This window comes from Paractinoplanes polyasparticus (assembly GCF_019710575.1).
Classification (GTDB): domain Bacteria; phylum Actinomycetota; class Actinomycetes; order Mycobacteriales; family Micromonosporaceae; genus Actinoplanes; species Actinoplanes polyasparticus.
In genome coordinates, this window is the sequence record NZ_JAHWFK010000063.1 from 49,509 (window position 1) to 67,695 (window position 18,187).

The window sequence follows — 18,187 nt, forward strand, 5'->3', positions numbered from 1 at the left end:
CGACCGGGAGGTACGTCATGTCCACCACCACCGCGGTTCCCGACCTCGGCACCGTCATGCCCGACCTCACACTCGTCTCACCCGATGGCAACCGCACCAGCCTGCACGCCGTCCGCGGCGGCAGGGCAACAGTCGCGTATTTCCTGCGGGCTGCTGACTGCCCGATCTGCCTCAAGCACGCCCGGTCGTTGGCCGAGCTGGCCGAAGCCGGCAACCTCGGCGGCGCGTCGGTCATCCTGATCGCCCCCGGCGGTGCCCCCGAGGCCGCCGCGGTCGCTGCCAAGGCGCCCTCGGCCGCCGTCACCGCGTGGGCCTCCGGGGCCGGGCACGCTGCCGCCGGGCTGGGCACGTTCCTGACCATCCAGCACAGCGGGACGTTCCTCGTCGCTGCCGACGGCACGATCCGGTACCGGCGCACCAGCACGGTGCCGCAGATGAGCCTGAACCGCAAGGAGCTGCTCGAGGCGGTCGCTCGATGAACGCTGAGGTTGTCGTTCTCGGCGGCGGACCGGCCGGGTACACCGCCGCCATCTACCTGGCCCGCGCCGACCTGCGGCCGATCGTGGTCGAAGGGTCGGCGTCCGGGGGTGCCCTGATGACGACCAGCACGGTCGCGAACTATCCCGGCTTCGCCGACGGTGTCCTCGGGCCGGACTTGGTCGAAGCCATGCGCCGTCAGGCGGCGAACTTCGGCGCCGTGTTTCTGGAGGAGGACGCCGTCGCGGTGAGCCTGACCGGCCCGGTAAAGACGATCACGACCGAGGACCGGGTCCTGCGCTCGCGGGCGGTGGTCCTGGCAACCGGGTCACGCTGGCGCCGGATGGGCGTGCCGGGAGAGGAAGATTTCGTCGGCCGCGGCGTGGGTAGCTGCGCGACCTGCGACGGCGCCTATTTCCGCGATCAGGACGTCGCCGTCGTCGGTGGCGGCGACAGTGCGGTCGAGGAGGCGACGTTCCTGACCCGCTTCGCCCGCTCGGTGACCCTGGTGCATCGCCGGGACACCCTGCGCGCCGGCAAAGCCATGCAGAAGCGAGCTGCCGCTGACGCCAAGATCAGCGTCCTGTGGAACCACGAAACGGTCTCGGTCGACGGCGACGACACCGTCTCCGCCCTACGCGTCCGGCATACCGGCACCCACCAGGAACGAAGCCTGCCCGTCACCGGCGTCTTCGTCGCGATCGGGCACGACCCCGCCAGTGACCTGTTCCGCGGGCAGGTGGACCTCGATGAGCACGGCTACGTCCGAACCACCGGCCGCTCCACCCGGACGAACCTGGACGGGGTCTTCGCCGCCGGCGACCTCGCCGACCCGACCTACCGCCAGGCCATCACCTCCGCCGGCACCGGCGCAGCGGCCGCCCTCGACGCGGAGCACTGGCTCACCACGGCAGACACCAGCAGCAAGGAGAACTGAAATGCCCTGCACCCGCCACGACGAAGCCGAAGAACAACACATGCACGGGTTCGTCTTCCAGTCGCTGGCCCGATCCGAACAAGGCTCGACCGAGCTGGCGGTCTGGCGAATCCACGCCCCGGCCGGCGCGGCTTCCCCCGCGCACTCGATGAGCCACGAGGAGGTCTTCGTCATCCAGCGCGGCAGGTTCGTCGCCACGGTCGGCGAGGAGCAGATCGAAGTCGGACCCGGCGACTGCCTCACAGTGCCCGCCGAAACGCCGTTCCAACTGACCAACCCCTTCGACCAACCGGCCGAGGCCATCGCCTGCACCCGCCTCGGAATGGCGGCCACCATCAATGGGCAGAGCCTGACGCCGCCCTGGGCGCGCTGAACAGACCCCCGCACATAAAACACCACCTACAGGCGGCGTATCGCCGGTCTCTCGATGGTGGAACGCGGAGTTCCCCTTGCCCGCCCTCGCCGTCGTGGATCCGCACTTGGTGGTGTGCTGTGCCCTGTGCGCCGTCACCTGTGTTGCGTGCTGGGCATGCGTTGTGTGTCGGGGAGTCGAACCCCCGCGCCTGCCCCCGGCGCGCCAGGCGTGAGCCGGATTACCCGCCGGCTCTCGGGTTCGTGCGCGCCTCCACGTCGGCTACCTGCTCCGCGTACGTCAGTCGAGCAGGTCGACCTCCCAGTTCATCCGCTGGATCGTCGTGTCGACCTCGCGGATCTGCCGGGCGAGGTCGTCGGCCTGGCTCCGGATCGCGGCGACCGGCAGCGCGGGGATCATCCTCAGCTCCGAACGGAGCTGCCGGTATCCGCGCTGACCCTCGCCGGCCGCGGCGTCGGCGGCCGCGCTGATGATGCTGTGCCGCAGGCGCAGGACGTCGCGACGGGCGAGCGCGTCGGTCAGCGTGCCGTCCCCGACCGGGGTGGCGGCGTTGGTGCGATTGATCCGGCGGATCAGCGACTCGAGCTGGTCGAGCACCTCGCTCGCCTCGGCCAGCAGGGACGCGGCGTCCTCGGCGGGCGTCTCGCCTTCCTGATAGCGGGCGCTGCCCGTGATGCGGGAGCGGAGCTGTTCGGCGCGGCGCGACGCATCCGCGCGCAGCGCGAGAGCCTCGGCAAGTTTCATGGAAGCAGTATGGCGGCCCAAGATCGGAGGCGCCTCCGATAATTCAGCCGGCGGCGTTGTCGCTCCACAGTGCGGTCAAGGCATAGGAAAGCACGTGCAGAGCGAGCCGCTGGCCGGGCTCGTCATAGGTCAGGCCGAGCTGGCGGGCCCGGGCGAGCCGGGCCAGAACCGTGTTGCGGTGTACGCCGAGATGCTGGGAAGCCTGGCTCAGCGACCCGCCCGCGTCGAGCACCGCGAGCACCGTCTGCACCAGCGCGGCCCGGTCCTTGGCGGCCATCAGCTCCTCCAGGCACAGGTCGGCCACCTGGGCGATCTCGGTGGTGGGCAGCCAGGCCAGGGCCGCGTTCGCGCCCACCTGGTCGAACCACTGCACCGCCCCCGGGCCGCTCTCGCGGGCCACGTGCGCGGCGAGCCGGGCCTCGGCCACCGAGCGCATCAGGCCGGCCACCCCGGCGTGGGCCCGGCCGACCCCGATCACCAGCCGGTGGGCGACCGCCGAGTCGCGGAAGCCGGCCAGGGCGCGGCGCAGCGCGACCACGTCGTCCGGGTCGGCGCCGCTGTGCCACGAGATCCAGCCGTCGCCCTCGGCCACCAGCGGCCAGGTCGAGTGGCCGCGCTGCCACGAGGCGCGGATGAGGTAGGTGATCTCGGGCGGCGGCTCGCCGGACGGGCGCAGCGGCGCCAGCCACACCGCCCGGTTGGCCTCCCCCACCTGCCAGCCGAGTTCGCTGGTCCAGGCCGGAACCTCGATGCCGGCCTGCTCGCCGGAGGGCGGCGGCGCGGACGGCAGCCGGCGCAGCAGGCCGAACGCTGCCTGCTCGTGCGCGGCCCGGGTGGCGGCGTCGAGGCGGCTCTGCGCCCATGCCGCCTGCAGCGACGGCCGGGCCAGCCGGAGCAGCGACTCCACCTGTTCGACCGAGGCCGGGCCGGACACCGGCACCGCGGCCACCAGGCGTGCGGCCGACCGTTCCCCCGGCGCGTGCACCTCGACCTCGATCTGACGCATCTGCGGCCGTTCGGTCAGCGCCGCGCTCTGCCCGGCGATCACCACTCCGCCGATCACCAGGGCGACCGGCACCTGCTGCAGCTCGCGGTTGAGCACTCCGAGCACCCCACGGATGCCGGTCTGCTCGGCCAGCAGCTCGGCCAGCCGGGCCTGGCGCAGCGCCCGGGCCGCGGCGGGCGCGCTGACCTGCCCGGCCAGCTGCAGGGCGACGTCGACCGGGTCGTCGTCGATGAGGATCAGCGACATGTGAAGGCGCTCGGCCAGCGCGACGCTGGAGCCGCCGGCCACGGAGCGCGAAACGACCACCGCCGACAGGTTGCGTTCCCAGGCCAGATGCAGGGCGGCGGCCAGCGACCAGCCGCCGGTGGCCGCCTCGTTGTGCAGCACGACCAGAACGTGCGGGGTGCAGCGCCGCAGCCGGTCGAACGTCTCGGCCAGCACCACCTGCTCGACCGTGCGGGACGGGTCGGCCAGGTGCGGCTCGGCGGCGGCCAGCGGCTGAATGCGGGCCAGCTCGCCGAGCGTGATGGGCAGCGTCGAAGTGCGCCTCACAGAATCACCGCCGACGAGGATGGGCCAGGGGGATGCCGTGGGAGCCCATGCCGACCATCTCCATGCCCCGCGGCGAGTACCAGACCGCGTCGGCCGGGGTCGCCAGCACGTCGACCAGATCGCCCGGCTCGAGGCTGTCCAGCGTGGCCAGCACGCCCCGGGAGACGTCGAGCAGGCTGATCAGGTCGGGGGCGCCGGCGACCAGCGCGCCGTCGGCGAAGACCGCCACGATCTCGCTGCGCAGCTCGATGCGCAGCTGCCGGCCGAGCCCGCCGGTCTCCTCGACGACCAGGCTGGAGGGGTGGGCCGGGATGGTGACGTCGCTGGGCCGGCTCAGGTGCTCGAGCTCGGCGATGCGGCCCCGGGCGAGCCGGCGGCAACCGGTGATCGTGCCGAGCCGGGTGACCAGCACGTCGGGGTCGGTGCGGTCGAGCAGCAGCCGCCCCACGTTGGCGATCCGCGACACGGTGCCCGGCAGGGCGGCGCGGCGGAGGACGCCGGCGGTGGTCGGGTACGCGGCCAGGGCGGCCCAGCCGCCGACGGTGTCCACGTTCGCCCGCAGCATCCGGTCGGCGCGCGGCCCGGACGGCACCTCGACCAGCACGCTCTCCCCGGTCGGACCGACCGCGGCCAGCGGCGTCGGCGACACCCCGGACAGGTGCATCGCGGTGTGGTGGATCAGGGCGAACGTCCGGCCCATGCCGTCCGCGTCGAGCAACGGGACGCGCAGCTGGGCCGCGGCCACCACGGCGACCAGCGCGCTGATCGTGGCGGCGGCCAGCGGATAGACGGCGCCGAACGACACCCGCTGCAGCCGCTCGATCTGCCGGACCGCCATCTCGAACTCGTCGCCCGCCGGCGGCAGGTCGGCCATCGCCGAGCCGGAGCCCAGCACGCACACCGACACGCAGGGCGTCTCCGGGGGAACGGCTTCGACGCGCAGCAGCGGCACCGGGCCGTTACGGTCGAGCAGACCGGCGAGCCACGACGTGATCGACGAGCGGTTGGCGTCGCCGACCGCGGGCGAGTAGAACTTGGCCCCCTCGTACAGGGCCGGCACGTCCTCGGCGGTGATCGACGCGCTCGCGCCGATGTAGCCGGGCTGCCCGGTCACCGGGACTTCACCGGCCGGCCAGCGACGTGTCGGGCGAGCCGGCGACCCGCACCCGGATGCGGATCGTGCCCGACGGGCTGTACGGCACGGCCACCGTGGAGACCTCGGCCACGCGCGTGGAGCCGGGGGCGGCGCCGTTGGCCATCACCATCGCGGTGGCTCTCTCCTCGGCGTCGCGGCGGACGTGGTCGAGCTCGGCCGCCGACTCGATGAAGGCGACCTCGTCGAGCCAGGAGGCGGGCTGGCTGATCGCGGCCCCGACGCAGGCCAGCACGTGTGGCGGCGCCTCGGGCCGGATCACCGGGACGTCGGCCCCGCCGGGATAGGAGTCCGGCGGCGCCCCGGTCAGCACCGCCATCGGCACCACCAGTTCGGTGCCGATGCCCACGGGCACGTCCGGGCGCACCACGGCCAGGCCGTGCCGCACCTCGCCGGCCACCGGGCGGCCGTCGCGCGACAGCAGCACCCGGCAGTCGTCGAGCCCGGCCAGGTGAGCGGCGCCGCACAGCTCCAGCGCCTCGGTGGCGCCGAACGCCACGACCGGGGTGACCCGGATGCGCGAGGGCGTGCTGTAGCCGCCGTCGCCCCGGGCCACGCGCAGCTCGAGCGATCCCGGCAGGCGGGCCAGCGTACGTTCGCAGCGGTCGAGCACCCGCTCGGTGAGCGCGGTCAGCGCGCTGTCGATCACCACCGTGGCCTCCCGGGCCACCAGCCCCTGGCCGCCGTAGTCGCTGGCCACCGAGATGCGGGCGCCGGGCACGGCGGCCAGGATCGCGTCCGCCACCTCGCGCTCGTGCGCCGGGCGGGCCTGCGAGCCGGCCGCGACGATCGCCACGTGCCGGATGCCGGTGCCGGCCAGCTCCTCGCAGAGCAGGGCCAGCCCGTCCCCGTCGAGCGGGGTCAGCTCGTTGCCGAGCAGGTCGTGGCCGCCGGCCACGGTCCAGCGGCGCGCTATGCGCCGCTCGACCAGTTCGGCCGGCGAACGGGCCAGGGCCGGGTCGGTGGCCGCGCGCGGCACGATCCGGACGGCGGCCACCGGCGGAACTTCGGCCTCGGTCCGCACGAGGGTGTCCAGCAGCAGCGGGGCGAGGTCGACGGTGACCGCGCCGGCGCCGCCGGGAGCGGCGCGCAACGCCACCCCGACCGCCGCCGCGATCACGCCCTCCAGGTCGGCGCGTGCCGGCGCGACCGGTTCCACCGGCAGGACCGTCGCGCCGTGCACCACCGCGGCGTAGGCCCGGTGCGGGCGCAGAGTGACCCCGATGTGGGCGACATCATCACCCTGAGCAGGCATTTGATGATCGTACAAGGGCCCTCCGGCGGATCACGTGGGAGCGAGGCGAGGTCCAGGTGGTGGCTGGGCCACGCCGCACACCCGCGTGATCCGCCGGAGGGCCCTTGTGGTCAGCGGCTACGTTTTCGCAGCCAGCGGTCCATGGTCACGGCGAACAGGATCAGCAGGCCCTGCAGAACCTGTTGGTAGATCGTGTCCCAGCCGAGCAGGTTGAAGCCGTTGCCGATCAGGGTGAGCAGCAGCGCGCCGACCAGGGCCCGCCAGACCGCGCCCTCCCCGCCGAGGATGCTGGTGCCGCCGACCACCGCGGCCGCGATCGCGGTCAGCTCCATGCCGGTCGCCATCGTCGACTGGGCCGAGCCGGCCCGGGAGGCCAGGATGAGCCCGGCCAGCGCCGAGCACACGCCGCTGATCATGAAAGCGGTGACGTGGATCGAGCCGACCCGGATGCCGGACAGGCGGGCCGCCTCGGCGTTGCCGCCCACCGCGTACAGCCGGCGGCCGAACGTCGTGCGGGAGACCACGACGGCCAGGATCGCCACCACCACGACGAACATGATCGTGGCCGAGGTCAACCCGAACAGGGACGGCCACGTGAGCATGCCGAAGTTCTCGGCCGACGCGGTCAGCGGATAGACGATCGCGCCGCCGGTCACCATGACGGCCAGGCCGCGGTAGACCAGGCTGGTGGCCAGCGTGCCGACGAACGAGTTGACGCCGCTGCGCACCACGACCGTGCCCGTGACGAAGCCGAGCAGCGCGCCCGCCACGACGGCCGCGGCGAACCCGACGTACACGTCGGTGACCCGGCCGACCTGGACGCCGATGATCGCCGAGAGGGCGAGCGTGGCGCTGGCCGTCAGGTCGAAGACGCCGCTGATGATGCAGATGGTGGCGCCCGTGGCCAGCAGGCCCAGCACCGCCGTCTGGTCGAGCAGGTTGACGAGGTTACCGCTGGTCAGGAACGTGTCGGTGCTGAGCGACAGCGCGATCACGATGATGACGAGGGCGGCCACGATGCCGTAGTCGCGCATCCGGAAGGCGAGGCGTGACATGTTGTTGCCCGCGGATGGCGCGGGCGCCGCGGCGGTCTGTGGCGTTGTGTCGACGCTCAACTGGGTTCTCCTTCGTGCGAACCGAACGCGGCGGCGATGACGACCTCCGGGGTGGTGCCGCGCGGATACTCGCCGACCGGCTCGCCGTGCCGCAGCACGAGCACCCGGTGCGAGAGCGCGAGCAGCTCCTCGATCTCGGACGACACGCACACGACGGCCATGCCCTCGGCGGCCAGCCCGGTGATCAGGTGGTGGATCTGGGTCTTGGCGGCGACGTCCACGCCGCGGGTGGGCTCGTCGATGAGCAGCACCTTGGGGTTGCGCAGCAGCCACTTGGCGAACAGCGCCTTCTGCTGGTTGCCGCCGGACAGCGTCTCGATGGCGGCCTCGGGATCGGCCGCCCGGATGTCGACCGACTTGCTGATCTCGCCGACCGCCGTCTTCTCCGCCGGGCGTTTCACGAACGGCCCGGAGCGCCGCCCGGACAGCGACGAGAGGGCCACGTTCTCGGCGATCGAGCGCTGCATGACCAGTCCCTGCTCCTTGCGGGACTCGGGCACCATCGCGACGCCGGCGGCCATCGCGGCCCTCGGCGTGTGCTGGGCCAGCCGTACGCCGTCGACCTCGACGACGCCCTCGACCGGCCGGTCGGCCCCGAACAGCAGCCGCAATGTTTCCGTACGCCCGCTGCCGACCAGACCGGCGATGCCGAGGATCTCCCCCGAGCGCACCTCCAGGTCGACGCCGTTGACCAGGCGCCGGCGCAGCCCGCGGGCGGCCAGCACCACCGGCGAGCCGTCGGGCACCGGCTGCGGGTCGGGGTAGAGCACGTCGATCTCGCGGCCGACCATGTGCCCGACCAGTTCCCGCGGCGAGGTCTCCGAAGCCGTCACGGTACGGATGAGGGCGCCGTCGCGCAGCACGGTGATCCGGTCGGCGACCGACAGCACCTCCTCCAGGAAGTGCGAGACCAGGATGATGGTGGTGCCGCCCGCGGCCAGTTTGCGGATGAGCGCGAGCAGGTTCTCCTTCTCGTGCTCGGCCAGCACGGCGGTCGGCTCGTCCATGGCGATGACCCGGGCGCCCCGGGCCAGCGAGCGCAGGATCTCGACCTGCTGCTGGACGCCGATGGGGAGCCGGTCGACCCGCTCGTCGGGATTCACCGAGAAGCCGGTGATCTCCAGCAGTCCGGCCAGGCGCCTGCGGTCGGAGCGAGCGCTGACCAGGCCGCCGCGGTGCGACCACCGGGCCAGGAACACGTTGTCCAGCACCGACAGGGCCGGGACGAGCGCGCCCTCCTGCGAGATCAGGCTGATGCCGTGGGCGATCGAGTCGCGCGGGCTGCCCACGGTGACCTGTTCGCCGTCGAAGCTGAGCGTCCCGGTGTCCGACCTGATCGCCCCGCCCAGGATCTTCAGGAGGGTGCTCTTGCCGGCGCCGTTCTCGCCGACCAGACCGTGCACCTCGCCCGGCGCTATGTCCAGGTCGATGTCGTGCAGCACGGTGACGCCGCTGTAGCCTTTGCCGACGCCGCGCACGGCGATCGACGGCGCTTTCTGACTGCTCACATGGCCTCCTCAACACCGAGGGCGCCGGGGAAGCTCCCCGGCGCCCTTAGCCGTCAGTCCGAGTAGTCCGCCGTCTTGCCGGTCAGCGCTTCCTTGGTGCCGAGGCAGTTGTAGTCGGTCAGCGCCTCGCAAGCCACCGTAGAGTCCGGGACGCTCTCGCCGCGGGCCTTCTTGATACCGAGTTCGGCCGCCTTCGCGCCCTCGGCCTTCTCCGGCAGCGCGTAGGTGGCGTACCAGGTGCCCTTGTTGACGAAGTCGTAGGCCTGGGTCGAGTTGCCGTTGCCGACGAAGGTGATCTTCTTGCCGGCCGCCAGCGGGGTCGCCCCCTGCAGCGCCTGGGACGAGCCGATCACCACGTTGACGTCCGGGTGCGCCTGCAGCAGGTTCTGCATCGCGCCGCGGCCGCTGTCCGGGGTGTAACCGCCGACGAAGTTCGAGATGACCTCGGTGGCGCCGCCGGCCTTGAGCGCGTTGACCGCGGCCTCGGTGCGGGCGGTGTCGAGCGGGTAGTTGGCGAAGCCCTGCAGGTACGCCACCTTGCAGCCGCCGTCGGTCACGGTCTTGCAGGCTTCCAGGCCCAGCTTGGCCAGGCCCTCGCCGTTGACCGTGGGCGGGTCGATGATGTTGATCGTGCCCGGCACCTGCGGGGCGGCGGTGTCGTACTTGCCGCCGACCGGCGTGAACTCGACGACCACGGTGATACCGGCGGCGACCGCCTGCTTGATCGGGTTGACCATCGCCGTACCGTCGTTGGCCTGCACGATGACCACGTCGTAGCGCTTGGACGTCACCGCGTCCTGCAGCTGGTTGACCTGGGTCGGCCCGTCGAAGTTGGAGTCGAGGAAGGTGGCCTCGGCGTTGTTGGCGTTCGCGTACTCCTGCACGCCGGCCCAGGTGGCCTGGGCGAACGAGTTCGCCTTGGCGAAGCCGAAGAAGCCGATGCTGAGCTTCTTGTCGGCCGGGGCGGCGGAGGCCGCGCTCCCCGCCGCGTTGTCGTTGTTGGGGTTGCTGCAGGCGGTCAGGGCCGCCACGGCGGCCAGGCCGACGGCGAGGGGTCGGGCAATTCGTATCACTGGTGCTCCTCTAGTTCTGCGAAGGAAGCTCGACGAGCTCGAAAACTCCGCCAACGAGCGGCTCGTCGTCGTTTTTGTCCAGCAGTGCGAAGAGCCCCTCGGACAAAGAGGCTCGCCACGGGTCGTCGACCCAGTTGCGGTAGTCCGCGGACGAGTCCCAGTCGGCGATGACCAGGTGGGTCGCGGGGCTGTCGTCAACGGATCGCAACAGTTCGGCGGCACGGCACCCGGGGAACGCCCGGGCCCGCTCCAGGATCCGCTGATCCGCGTAGAAGGCTTCCAGCTCGCCACCGAGGCCGGCGGCGGCTTGAAGAGTGAGGACGCTGCGGATCATCGGTACCCCCGTTGTCTCGGGTGGTTGGAGTTGGCAAATGCTGACGGTGGCCGTTCCGCCACGGATGTGCGCCGAGCACAGCCGCGGCGGGCGGCGCTGTGCAGGGCCGCCCGACGGCCCGTTCACAGCAAGCGACGCCCTCACCAGCGCCGATTGACACCCCAGAAACGGCTGTGACAGGTTCGGGGCCTCGCCGCGCCAACCGGCGACCACCATCAGCTGACCCCGCGCCCGCCGGACAACGGGCCTCTTCTCGTCAGCTGTCACTCCCGCCTTGAGAAAACAGCGGCGTCGCCGTGTGCGCGGGAAAAGGCGAAAGGCGATCTCACGATGACCAGCAACAGCCGCGTCGCGATCGACGTCGGCGGCACCTTCACCGACGTCGTCGAACTCAACCCGGCGACCGGCGAGATCCGGTTCGGGAAGGTGCCGACCACGCCGTCGCAACCCACCGCGGGCGTCCTGGACGCCTTCGGCACGACCGAGGCGCCGATGGCCGAGGTCAGCATGTTCACCCACGGCACCACGCTCGGGCTCAACGCCCTGCTCACCCGGACCGGCGCCCGCACGGCGGTGATCGGCACGGCCGGCTTCCGCGACGTCTATCTGCTCGGGCGCACCGACCGGCGGACCAACTACGACATCACGTACAAGAAGCCGCCGTCGCTGGTCGAGCGGTACGACACGTTCGAGGTGCCGGGGCGCAGCCTCTTCGACGGCTCGGTGCACCGGCCGCTGGACGAGGAAGCCGCGCGTACGGTCGCCGCGACGATCGCCGAGCGGGGCTACGACTCGGTCGCGGTGGCCTTCCTCCACTCGTACGCGAACCCGGCCCACGAATCCCGGATGCGGGAGATCCTGGCCGAGGTCGCGCCGGACGTGGTCGTGACCGTCTCGCACGAGCTGTCCCGCGAGTACCGCGAGTACGAGCGCACCAGCACCGCCGTGCTCGACGCCTACGTCAAGCCGATCGTGCGGCGCTACCTGGAACGGCTCGAGGGTGAGCTGGCCGGCGGCGGCTTCGCCGGGCGATTCCTGATGACGCGTTCCGGCGGCGGCGCGATGACCGCCAGCTCGGCCCGCGAGCAACCGGTCAGCCTGATCCTGTCCGGCCCGGCCGGCGGCGTCATCGGCGCCACCGCGTTCGGCGAGCTGATCGGCCAGCCCAACCTGATCACCATCGACATGGGCGGCACCAGCCTGGACGCGTCGCTGGTGATCGACGGCGAGCCGGTGCTGCACCAGGGGGCCGAGTTCGAGAACCTGCCGATCAACACGCCGTCGCTCTACATCCACACCATCGGCGCCGGCGGCGGTTCGATCGCCTGGCTCGACGACGCGGGCGCGCTGCAGGTCGGGCCGCAGAGCGCCGGCGCCGACCCCGGCCCGGCCTCGTACGGCAGGGGCGGCACCCAGCCCACCTTCACCGACGCCGCGCTCGCGGTCGGCTACATGGGCACGACGGCGGCGCTCGGCGGCCGGCTCAGCCTGGACGACCGGCTCGCCCTGGGCGCCCTCGAACCCCTCGCCGAGAAGCTCGAGATGACGCCCCTCGGCCTGGCCCGGGGCATGATCCGCATCTCGACCACGAAGATCATGGGCGCCGTCCGGGCCATCACGGTCGAGGTCGGCCGCGACCCCAAGGACTTCGCGCTGCTCTCGTTCGGCGGCGGTGGCGGCCTGGTCGCCGTCGACGTGGCCCACGAGCTGGGCATCCCCACTGTCATCGTCCCGCCGGGGCAGGGCGCGTTCTCGGCGTTCGGCATGCTCTTCGCCGACGTGCAGCACGACTTCGCCCGTACGGCGGTGACCCCGCTGGCCGAGCTGGACACGCCGGCCGTGGCCGCGAGCTACGACGAGATGGCGGCCGAGGCGTCCGAGGCGCTGGCCGCGGAGGGCTTCGCGCCGGACAAGCAGGTGCTGACCCGCAGCGTCGACGTGCGCTACGCCGGTCAGGAGCACACCGTCACGGTCCCGGTTCCCGGCGGTACGACCGGTGTCGCGGAAGGTCTCGCGGCCGTCGTCGAGCGCGAGTTCACCGAGCTCCACGAACGGCAGTACGGCCACGTCATGGAGGACCCGATCGAGATCACCACGCTCCGGCTGCGCGCCTCGGGTCAGGTCGACAAGCCGACGCTGCCCAAGCTGGGCGTACGGGAATCCGGCCCGGCCGAGCCCGAGGGCCACCGCGACGTGTACGTCTCGGCCGATCAGCCGGCCGCGCCGTACGCGCTCCACACCCGCGAGGAGCTGCTGGCCGGCGACGAGATCGCCGGTCCGGCCGTGATCCACGAGCACACCGCGACCACCGTGATCCACGCCGGCGACCAGCTGCGCGTCGGGGCGCACGGCGAAATGGTCATCACCGTCCAGGGGGCTGCCTCATGAGTACCGTCGATTCGATCACCATCGAGGTCATCCGGCACGGCCTGCTGGCCGCGGCCGAGGAGATGGCCCGCAACCTGTGCCGGACGGCCTACAACACGGTCGTCTACGAAATTCACGACTACGGCATCGGGATCCACGACGCGAACGGCGACGTGGTGGCCGACGCGCCCGGCATCGCCGTCTTCACCCGCGGCAACGACCACGGCATCAAGCGGGCCGTGGAGTTCCTGGGCCGGGACAAGCTGCGGCCGGGCGACGTGATCCTGCTGAACTATCCGTACTGGTCGTCCGCGCACACGCTCGACCCGCTGGTGTTCGCGCCGGTGCACAGCGCGGACGGCGAGCTGATCGGCTTCACCTCGTGCCGGATCCACGTGCTCGACCTCAAGCAGAAGGACCCCGGCTACGTCCTCGACTCGACCGACATGTACCAGGAGGGCATCTTCTTCACCGCGGCCAAGCTGTACCGCGAGGGGGAGATGAACGAGGACATCTTCAACGTCGTCAAGTTCAACAGCCGGATGCCCGAGCGCACCATCGGCGACCTCCAGGCGCAGGTCTCGGCCTGTTTCTCGGGCGTACGGCGTACGCAGGAGATCGCTGCCAAATACGGGGCCGGGGTGTTGACCGAGGCCATGGCCGCGATCAACGACCACGGCGAGCGGCTGGCCCGGATCGCCCTGGCCAAGCTGCCCAAGGGCACCTGGACGGCGCACGACTTCGTCGACCAGGACGGCGTCGACCTCGACCGCATGATCAAGATGAACGTCACCGTGACCGTGACCGACGACGAGATGATCGTCGACTGGACCGGCAGCGAGAAGGACGTGCGCGGCCCGATCAACCTGCCCGTGGGCCAGACCGAGGCGTTCTGCAGCCTCATCTTCAAGTCGCTGACCACGCCCGACACCCCGGTCGTGGCCGGCAACTTCCGGCCGCTGCGCGTGATCACCGAGCCCGGCTCGGTCATGCACGCCGTACCCCCGATGCCGACCTTCACCCTGTGGACCGGCCTGCTCGGCGGCGAGGTGGTGCTCAAGGCGCTCGCCCAGGGCATGCCCGACCTGGTACCGGCCTGCTCCGGCGGCGACGTCTGCTCGATGATGGGGCTGGGCGTGAACCCGCGCAACGGCGAGGCGTGGCTGGAGGCGACGAACGAGGCGGTCGGCTTCGGCGGGCACGCCCACGGCGACGGCGCGGACGGGATCATGCACATCTCCGAGCCGGGCTGCCGCAACAACCCGGTCGAGGTGCTCGAGACCAAGTCGCCGATGTTCATCGAGTCGTACGGGTACCGGCCCGACACCGGCGGCGCCGGGCGCAACCGCGGCGGCGTCGGCGTGCAGCGGTCGTACCGGTTCACGGCCCCCTCGACCGGCATCTGCATCGTCTACAAGACCAAGACCAGGCCGTGGTCGATCGACGGCGGGGCCGAGGGCGACAACAACCACATCGTGCTCAACCCGGGCACCGACCGCGAGAAGGTCACCGGCGGCAGCTACAACCTGCTCGACACGGGCGAGGTGCTGGTCAACAACACCGGCGGCGGTGGCGGCTACGGCAACCCGTTCGACCGCGACCCGGCGAAGGTGGCGGCCGACGTCCGCAACGGCTTCGTCTCCGTGGAGGCCGCGCTCGCGTCCTACGGCGTGACGGTGGATCCGGTCACGTTCGAGGCATCCCGGTGACTTCGCTGTCGATCGTCAACGCGACGATCTTCGACGGGGTCTCGGACGACCTCAGCGAGGGCGCCGTGCACGTCGTCGACGGCCGGATCACGGCCGTCGGCGGCGCGCCGCAGCAGGCGGACAGGACCATCGACGCCCGGGGCCGGACCGTGCTCCCCGGCCTCATTGATGCGCATTGTCACGCGTACGGAATCGGTCTCGACATGCTCGAGATCGAATCGCGCCCGCTGAGCTACGTCGCGCTGGTCGCCGCTCGCCGCTTGCGAGCGGCGTTGTCCCGCGGCTTCACCACCATTCGCGACCCGTCGGGCGGCGACGCGGGACTGGACCGGGCGATCCGCGAGGGTCTGCTGCCTTCGCCGCGCTATCTGTGGACGGGCGCGGCGCTGAGCCAGACCGGCGGGCACGGCGACTTCCGGGCGGCCGACTCCGACGTGTGCGGCTGCAACACGCACACGTGCGAGGTCGTCGACGGGGTGGACAACCTGCGGGTGGCCGTGCGCGAACGGCTGCGCCGCGGCGCCCACGCCATCAAGATCATGGCGTCCGGTGGTGTGGTGTCGTTGACCGACCCGATCCGCATCCCGCAGTACTCGCCGGAGGAGATCCGGGCGGTCACCTCGGAGGCGGCGCGGCGCGGCAGCTACGTGGCGGCGCACGCCTACTCGGCCGAGTCGATCCGGCACGCCATCGACAACGGCGTGCGCACGATCGAGCACGGCAACCTGCTCGACGCCCCGACCGCGGCCGCGATGGCCGCGGCCGGCGCTTTCCTGGTGCCGACGCTCGCCGCCTACGACGCCATGGACCGCCGCGGCGCCGCGCTGGGCATGGCCGCGGTGTCCCGCGCGAAGAACCGCGAGGTCCTGGACGCCGGACGGCAGGCGGTGGTGCTCGCCCGGGAAGCCGGCGTCCAGGTCGGCTTCGGCACCGACCTGATGGGCGTCCTGGAGGACGAACAGCTCAATGGGCTGCGCCTGCAGGTCGAGGTGGACGGCGCGCTGACCGCCCTGAAGTCGGCCACCTCGGTCAACGCCGCGCTGCTGGGCCGGGACGATCTCGGCCGGGTGGCGCCGGGCGCGGTGGCCGACCTGCTCATTCTCGACGGCGACCCGCTCGCTTCGCCCTCCGTGCTGTGGGCGGGCGGGCGGACCGTGGTGCAGGGAGGCGTGGTCGTCAGCGGCTCTTCTTCTGAATAGCCTTGACCAGCTCGCCCTTCTTCATCGTGGAGCGGCCGGTGATGTCGAGCTTCTTCGCCACCTTGAGCAGGTGATCCTTGCTCGCGTTGGCGTCGACGCCACCGGCCGTCTTCGCCTTGGTGCCTCGGCCGCCGGCCGCCTTCTTGTCGCTGGGGCCCTTCTTCGCCTTGGGCTCCCAGTGGTCGCCCACCTTCTCGAAGGAGTGCTTGACGGCGGACAGCGCGGTGCGGTGGGCCCGCTCCCCCTCGCCGTACTCCTTCACGGCCGAGTCGTGCGCCTTGACGTACGTGTCCTGGGCCTTCTTCGGCGACCGCTTCAGCGTGCCCGGCAGATCCTTGCGAGCCGGCATGACAACCTCCTGGTCTCGGCTTCTCCCGTGATTTCCCGCTGGCGATCAGCTTTCCCGTGGGCGAACAGCCGAAACAGGCCTAGGCCTCGTCGCCGGCCGGGACATCGGTCAGACGACGGGCGCGGTCGCGAAGTTCCTCCGGCACCAGTTCGACGAGCTGGTCCGGGCGCAGCGGCAGGTCGAGCAGGCTCAGCTTGACGCGGGCGCGGGCGCCGTGCGCGTCCTGGTCGAAGCGGACCACGTTGGTCGCGTTCGGACGCATCCGCACCACCATGTCGGCGCCCTCGGCGATGGTGACGACGGTGGCGCCGTCGAGCGACACGCGGGTCTCGTGATCCGGCGCCCGCAGCAGGATCGTCTCGTCGCCGCCCAGCACTATCGGGCGGGTGATGCCGGACATCGGCGCGACCGGGGTCAAGCCGATCAGCGGCGCCGACGGCGAGATGATCGGGCCGCCCGCGGCGTAGTTGTAGGCGGTCGACCCGGTCGGCGTGCAGACCACCACGGCGTCGCTGCGGAAGTAGCCGAACCGCATGCCGTTGATCTTGAGGTCGAGGCTCACCGCTGTCCACGGGACCGTGGTCGTGAGGACCACGTCGTTGAAGGCCAGGGCCGGTTCCGCCTGGCCGGTCAGTTCGAGGCAGCTGTGCGGTTCGAGGCTGAAGTCGCCGGCGATCAGCCGTTCCAGGGAGTGCCGCAGTTCCCGCGGCGAGACCTCGATGAGGAAGCCGACGTTGCCGTGGTTGACCCCGAGCACCGGGGTCGGCCGACCGGCGACCAGCCGCATCGCGCCCAGCATGGTGCCGTCGCCGCCGAGGCTGAACACGAACTCCACCTCGTCGGCGAAGTCCTCGTCCGCCACCGGGTCGACGCCGTCGCCGAGCCGGTCGGCGTCCGCCGGGCGCGCCACGACCCGGATGCCGTGCCTGCCCGCGAGCGCGGTGACCGTCGCGACCGACTCGCTGACGTCGTTGCGGGGGTGAACAACCAGGCCGAGTACGCGCTTACCCATTCCCCGACCATGCCACGTCCCGATCTTCGGCGCTGCTCCTGACCGGCGCCAGCAGAAGGATCGAGAGCACCAGCACGCCGCCGAGGCTGACCGCGTTGCCGATCTTGTCGATCGTCTTGCCCACGACCGCGGCCGTGACGGCCAGGAAGCCGGCGAGCCACCGCTTGACTTCGAGGGTCATCGGGTCGCCGCCCACTTCTCGAACGTGATCCCGCCCTGCCGGAACTGCCCGACCGGCAGCAGCCCGTCGCGTGCCATGGCCCGCGCCGCGGCGCCCGGCAGTGGCAGGCTCAGCACGAGCTTGCCGGGGGCGACACGCCGCATCATGTCGGCCAGCCTGAGCACCTCCGGCCCGGCGATCTCGGGTCCCAGGCCTTGAGCCGGTCCCTCGGCCAGGCGAACCAGCTCGGCGGCGACGTCGGCCGCGGCAACCGGCCGGGTCACCATCACCGGGGCGACCTTCACCGGCCCGGGCACCCGGGCGAGCACCTGCGCTGCGAACTCGTGGAACTGGGTCGCGCGCAGCACGGTGGCCGGGATCGGACCGGCCAGCACCAGCTCCTCCTGACGGCGCTTGCCCGCGTAGTAGCCCGAGTCGACCCGGTCGACACCGACGATCGACAGCGCCACGTGGTGCTTCACGCCGGCCTTCTGCTCCGCCGCGAGCAGGTGCCGCGTCGTGGTCTCGAAGAAGCCGACCGCAGCCTTACGGCTGAGCGTCTCGATGTTGACCACGTCGATCACCACGTCGACGCCGCGCAGCGCCTCGTCGAGCCCGGCGCCGGTGGTCAGATCGACCCCGGTCGACCGGGACATCACCACGACCTCGTGGTCCGCCGCCCGCGCCTTCTCGACGACGAGCTTGCCGACCCAGCCGGTGCCACCGGCGACCGCCATCCTCATTGTGTCCATCCTTCTCGTCGACCCGGTTGCCCGAGCCCCCTGTTTCGGCTCTTCGTGGGAAGGACGAGAAGGCGGAACCTCGTGTGACACCGTGTGGCGCGGGCCATAGCGCGGCTAACCT

General features: G+C 71.7%; 18 protein-coding genes. 6 read left to right on the forward strand and 12 right to left on the reverse strand.

The window, feature by feature from the left end:
- Positions 1-17 precede the first annotated feature (17 nt).
- Genes KXC43_RS45760 through KXC43_RS45770 form a run of 3 tightly spaced genes read left to right on the forward strand, consistent with a single transcriptional unit; the run spans position 18 to position 1,787 of the window.
- On the forward strand, positions 18-479 hold the full coding sequence (locus KXC43_RS45760; protein ID WP_221382571.1) for a redoxin family protein: 462 nt from the start codon (positions 18-20) through the stop codon (positions 477-479).
- Positions 476-1,414, forward strand: coding sequence for a thioredoxin-disulfide reductase (gene trxB, locus KXC43_RS45765; RefSeq protein ID WP_221382572.1), 939 nt, complete (start codon positions 476-478; stop codon positions 1,412-1,414). The genes KXC43_RS45760 and trxB overlap by 4 nt, the downstream gene beginning before the upstream one ends.
- Position 1,415: 1 nt before the next feature.
- The gene (locus tag KXC43_RS45770) at positions 1,416-1,787 is read left to right on the forward strand and encodes a cupin domain-containing protein (RefSeq protein WP_221382573.1); all 372 of its coding nucleotides are present in this window, start codon (positions 1,416-1,418) and stop codon (positions 1,785-1,787) included.
- Between the two features lie 279 nt (positions 1,788-2,066).
- Here the strand turns inward: KXC43_RS45770 and KXC43_RS45775 are convergent, their stop codons facing one another.
- The 8 genes from KXC43_RS45775 to KXC43_RS45810 all read right to left on the reverse strand — a co-directional run bounded on the left by KXC43_RS45775 (position 2,067) and on the right by KXC43_RS45810 (position 10,527).
- Positions 2,067-2,531 (reverse strand): DIP1984 family protein, encoded by a 465-nt coding sequence (locus tag KXC43_RS45775; protein WP_221382574.1) that lies wholly within the window; start codon positions 2,529-2,531, stop codon positions 2,067-2,069.
- A 43-nt stretch (positions 2,532-2,574) separates the two neighbouring features.
- On the reverse strand, positions 2,575-4,089 hold the full coding sequence (locus KXC43_RS53090) for a PucR family transcriptional regulator (protein WP_221382575.1): 1,515 nt from the start codon (positions 4,087-4,089) through the stop codon (positions 2,575-2,577).
- A gap of 4 nt (positions 4,090-4,093) precedes the next feature.
- The gene (locus KXC43_RS45785; RefSeq protein ID WP_221382576.1) at positions 4,094-5,203 is read right to left on the reverse strand and encodes a DUF917 domain-containing protein; all 1,110 of its coding nucleotides are present in this window, start codon (positions 5,201-5,203) and stop codon (positions 4,094-4,096) included.
- Between the two features lie 7 nt (positions 5,204-5,210).
- The gene (locus KXC43_RS45790; RefSeq protein ID WP_221382577.1) at positions 5,211-6,497 is read right to left on the reverse strand and encodes a hydantoinase/oxoprolinase N-terminal domain-containing protein; all 1,287 of its coding nucleotides are present in this window, start codon (positions 6,495-6,497) and stop codon (positions 5,211-5,213) included.
- Between the two features lie 110 nt (positions 6,498-6,607).
- Positions 6,608-7,612, reverse strand: coding sequence for an ABC transporter permease (locus KXC43_RS45795; RefSeq protein WP_221382578.1), 1,005 nt, complete (start codon positions 7,610-7,612; stop codon positions 6,608-6,610).
- Positions 7,609-9,120, reverse strand: coding sequence for a sugar ABC transporter ATP-binding protein (locus tag KXC43_RS45800; RefSeq protein WP_221382579.1), 1,512 nt, complete (start codon positions 9,118-9,120; stop codon positions 7,609-7,611). The genes KXC43_RS45795 and KXC43_RS45800 overlap by 4 nt, the downstream gene beginning before the upstream one ends.
- Before the next feature lie 53 nt (positions 9,121-9,173).
- A complete protein-coding gene (locus tag KXC43_RS45805) occupies positions 9,174-10,193 on the reverse strand; it encodes a sugar ABC transporter substrate-binding protein (protein WP_308129564.1) in 1,020 nt (339 codons plus the stop codon).
- A 10-nt stretch (positions 10,194-10,203) separates the two neighbouring features.
- Positions 10,204-10,527, reverse strand: coding sequence for an antibiotic biosynthesis monooxygenase family protein (locus KXC43_RS45810; protein WP_221382580.1), 324 nt, complete (start codon positions 10,525-10,527; stop codon positions 10,204-10,206).
- A 330-nt stretch (positions 10,528-10,857) separates the two neighbouring features.
- On the opposite strand from KXC43_RS45810, the gene KXC43_RS45815 reads away from it, so the two are divergent.
- Genes KXC43_RS45815 through KXC43_RS45825 form a run of 3 tightly spaced genes read left to right on the forward strand, consistent with a single transcriptional unit; the run spans position 10,858 to position 15,802 of the window.
- The gene (locus KXC43_RS45815; protein ID WP_221382581.1) at positions 10,858-12,915 is read left to right on the forward strand and encodes a hydantoinase/oxoprolinase family protein; all 2,058 of its coding nucleotides are present in this window, start codon (positions 10,858-10,860) and stop codon (positions 12,913-12,915) included.
- Positions 12,912-14,603, forward strand: coding sequence for a hydantoinase B/oxoprolinase family protein (locus KXC43_RS45820; protein WP_221382582.1), 1,692 nt, complete (start codon positions 12,912-12,914; stop codon positions 14,601-14,603). The genes KXC43_RS45815 and KXC43_RS45820 overlap by 4 nt, the downstream gene beginning before the upstream one ends.
- Positions 14,600-15,802, forward strand: a complete 1,203-nt coding sequence (locus tag KXC43_RS45825; protein WP_221382583.1) for a metal-dependent hydrolase family protein — start codon at positions 14,600-14,602, stop codon at positions 15,800-15,802. The genes KXC43_RS45820 and KXC43_RS45825 overlap by 4 nt, the downstream gene beginning before the upstream one ends.
- Here the strand turns inward: KXC43_RS45825 and KXC43_RS45830 are convergent.
- From KXC43_RS45830 to KXC43_RS45845, 4 genes are all read right to left on the reverse strand, one after another.
- Positions 15,780-16,151, reverse strand: a complete 372-nt coding sequence (locus tag KXC43_RS45830; RefSeq protein WP_221382584.1) for a ChaB family protein — start codon at positions 16,149-16,151, stop codon at positions 15,780-15,782. The genes KXC43_RS45825 and KXC43_RS45830 overlap by 23 nt on opposite strands.
- Before the next feature lie 79 nt (positions 16,152-16,230).
- Positions 16,231-17,163 carry an NAD(+)/NADH kinase gene (locus KXC43_RS45835; protein WP_221382585.1) on the reverse strand — a complete coding sequence of 311 codons (933 nt, stop codon included), beginning with the start codon at positions 17,161-17,163 and terminating at the stop codon, positions 16,231-16,233.
- Complete coding sequence (locus KXC43_RS45840; protein ID WP_221382586.1) at positions 17,156-17,344, reverse strand: hypothetical protein; 189 nt, start codon at positions 17,342-17,344, stop codon at positions 17,156-17,158. The genes KXC43_RS45835 and KXC43_RS45840 overlap by 8 nt, the downstream gene beginning before the upstream one ends.
- Positions 17,341-18,066 (reverse strand): SDR family oxidoreductase, encoded by a 726-nt coding sequence (locus KXC43_RS45845; protein WP_221382587.1) that lies wholly within the window; start codon positions 18,064-18,066, stop codon positions 17,341-17,343. Before KXC43_RS45845 ends, KXC43_RS45840 begins: the two co-directional genes overlap by 4 nt.
- Between the last annotated feature and the right edge of the window lie 121 nt (positions 18,067-18,187).

What these genes read in the sequence shown, in the direction of transcription:
- KXC43_RS45760 (WP_221382571.1), top strand. Translation starts at nt 18, where the DNA reads ATGTCCACCACCACCGCGGTTCCCGACCTCGGCACCGTCATGCCCGAC.
- trxB (WP_221382572.1), top strand. Translation starts at nt 476, where the DNA reads ATGAACGCTGAGGTTGTCGTTCTCGGCGGCGGACCGGCCGGGTACACC.
- KXC43_RS45770 (WP_221382573.1), top strand. Translation starts at nt 1,416, where the DNA reads ATGCCCTGCACCCGCCACGACGAAGCCGAAGAACAACACATGCACGGG.
- KXC43_RS45775 (WP_221382574.1), bottom strand. Translation starts at nt 2,531, where the DNA reads ATGAAACTTGCCGAGGCTCTCGCGCTGCGCGCGGATGCGTCGCGCCGC.
- KXC43_RS45790 (WP_221382577.1), bottom strand. Translation starts at nt 6,497, where the DNA reads ATGCCTGCTCAGGGTGATGATGTCGCCCACATCGGGGTCACTCTGCGC.
- KXC43_RS45810 (WP_221382580.1), bottom strand. Translation starts at nt 10,527, where the DNA reads ATGATCCGCAGCGTCCTCACTCTTCAAGCCGCCGCCGGCCTCGGTGGC.
- KXC43_RS45815 (WP_221382581.1), top strand. Translation starts at nt 10,858, where the DNA reads ATGACCAGCAACAGCCGCGTCGCGATCGACGTCGGCGGCACCTTCACC.
- KXC43_RS45820 (WP_221382582.1), top strand. Translation starts at nt 12,912, where the DNA reads ATGAGTACCGTCGATTCGATCACCATCGAGGTCATCCGGCACGGCCTG.
- KXC43_RS45830 (WP_221382584.1), bottom strand. Translation starts at nt 16,151, where the DNA reads ATGCCGGCTCGCAAGGATCTGCCGGGCACGCTGAAGCGGTCGCCGAAG.
- KXC43_RS45835 (WP_221382585.1), bottom strand. Translation starts at nt 17,163, where the DNA reads ATGGGTAAGCGCGTACTCGGCCTGGTTGTTCACCCCCGCAACGACGTC.
- KXC43_RS45840 (WP_221382586.1), bottom strand. Translation starts at nt 17,344, where the DNA reads ATGACCCTCGAAGTCAAGCGGTGGCTCGCCGGCTTCCTGGCCGTCACG.
- KXC43_RS45845 (WP_221382587.1), bottom strand. Translation starts at nt 18,066, where the DNA reads ATGAGGATGGCGGTCGCCGGTGGCACCGGCTGGGTCGGCAAGCTCGTC.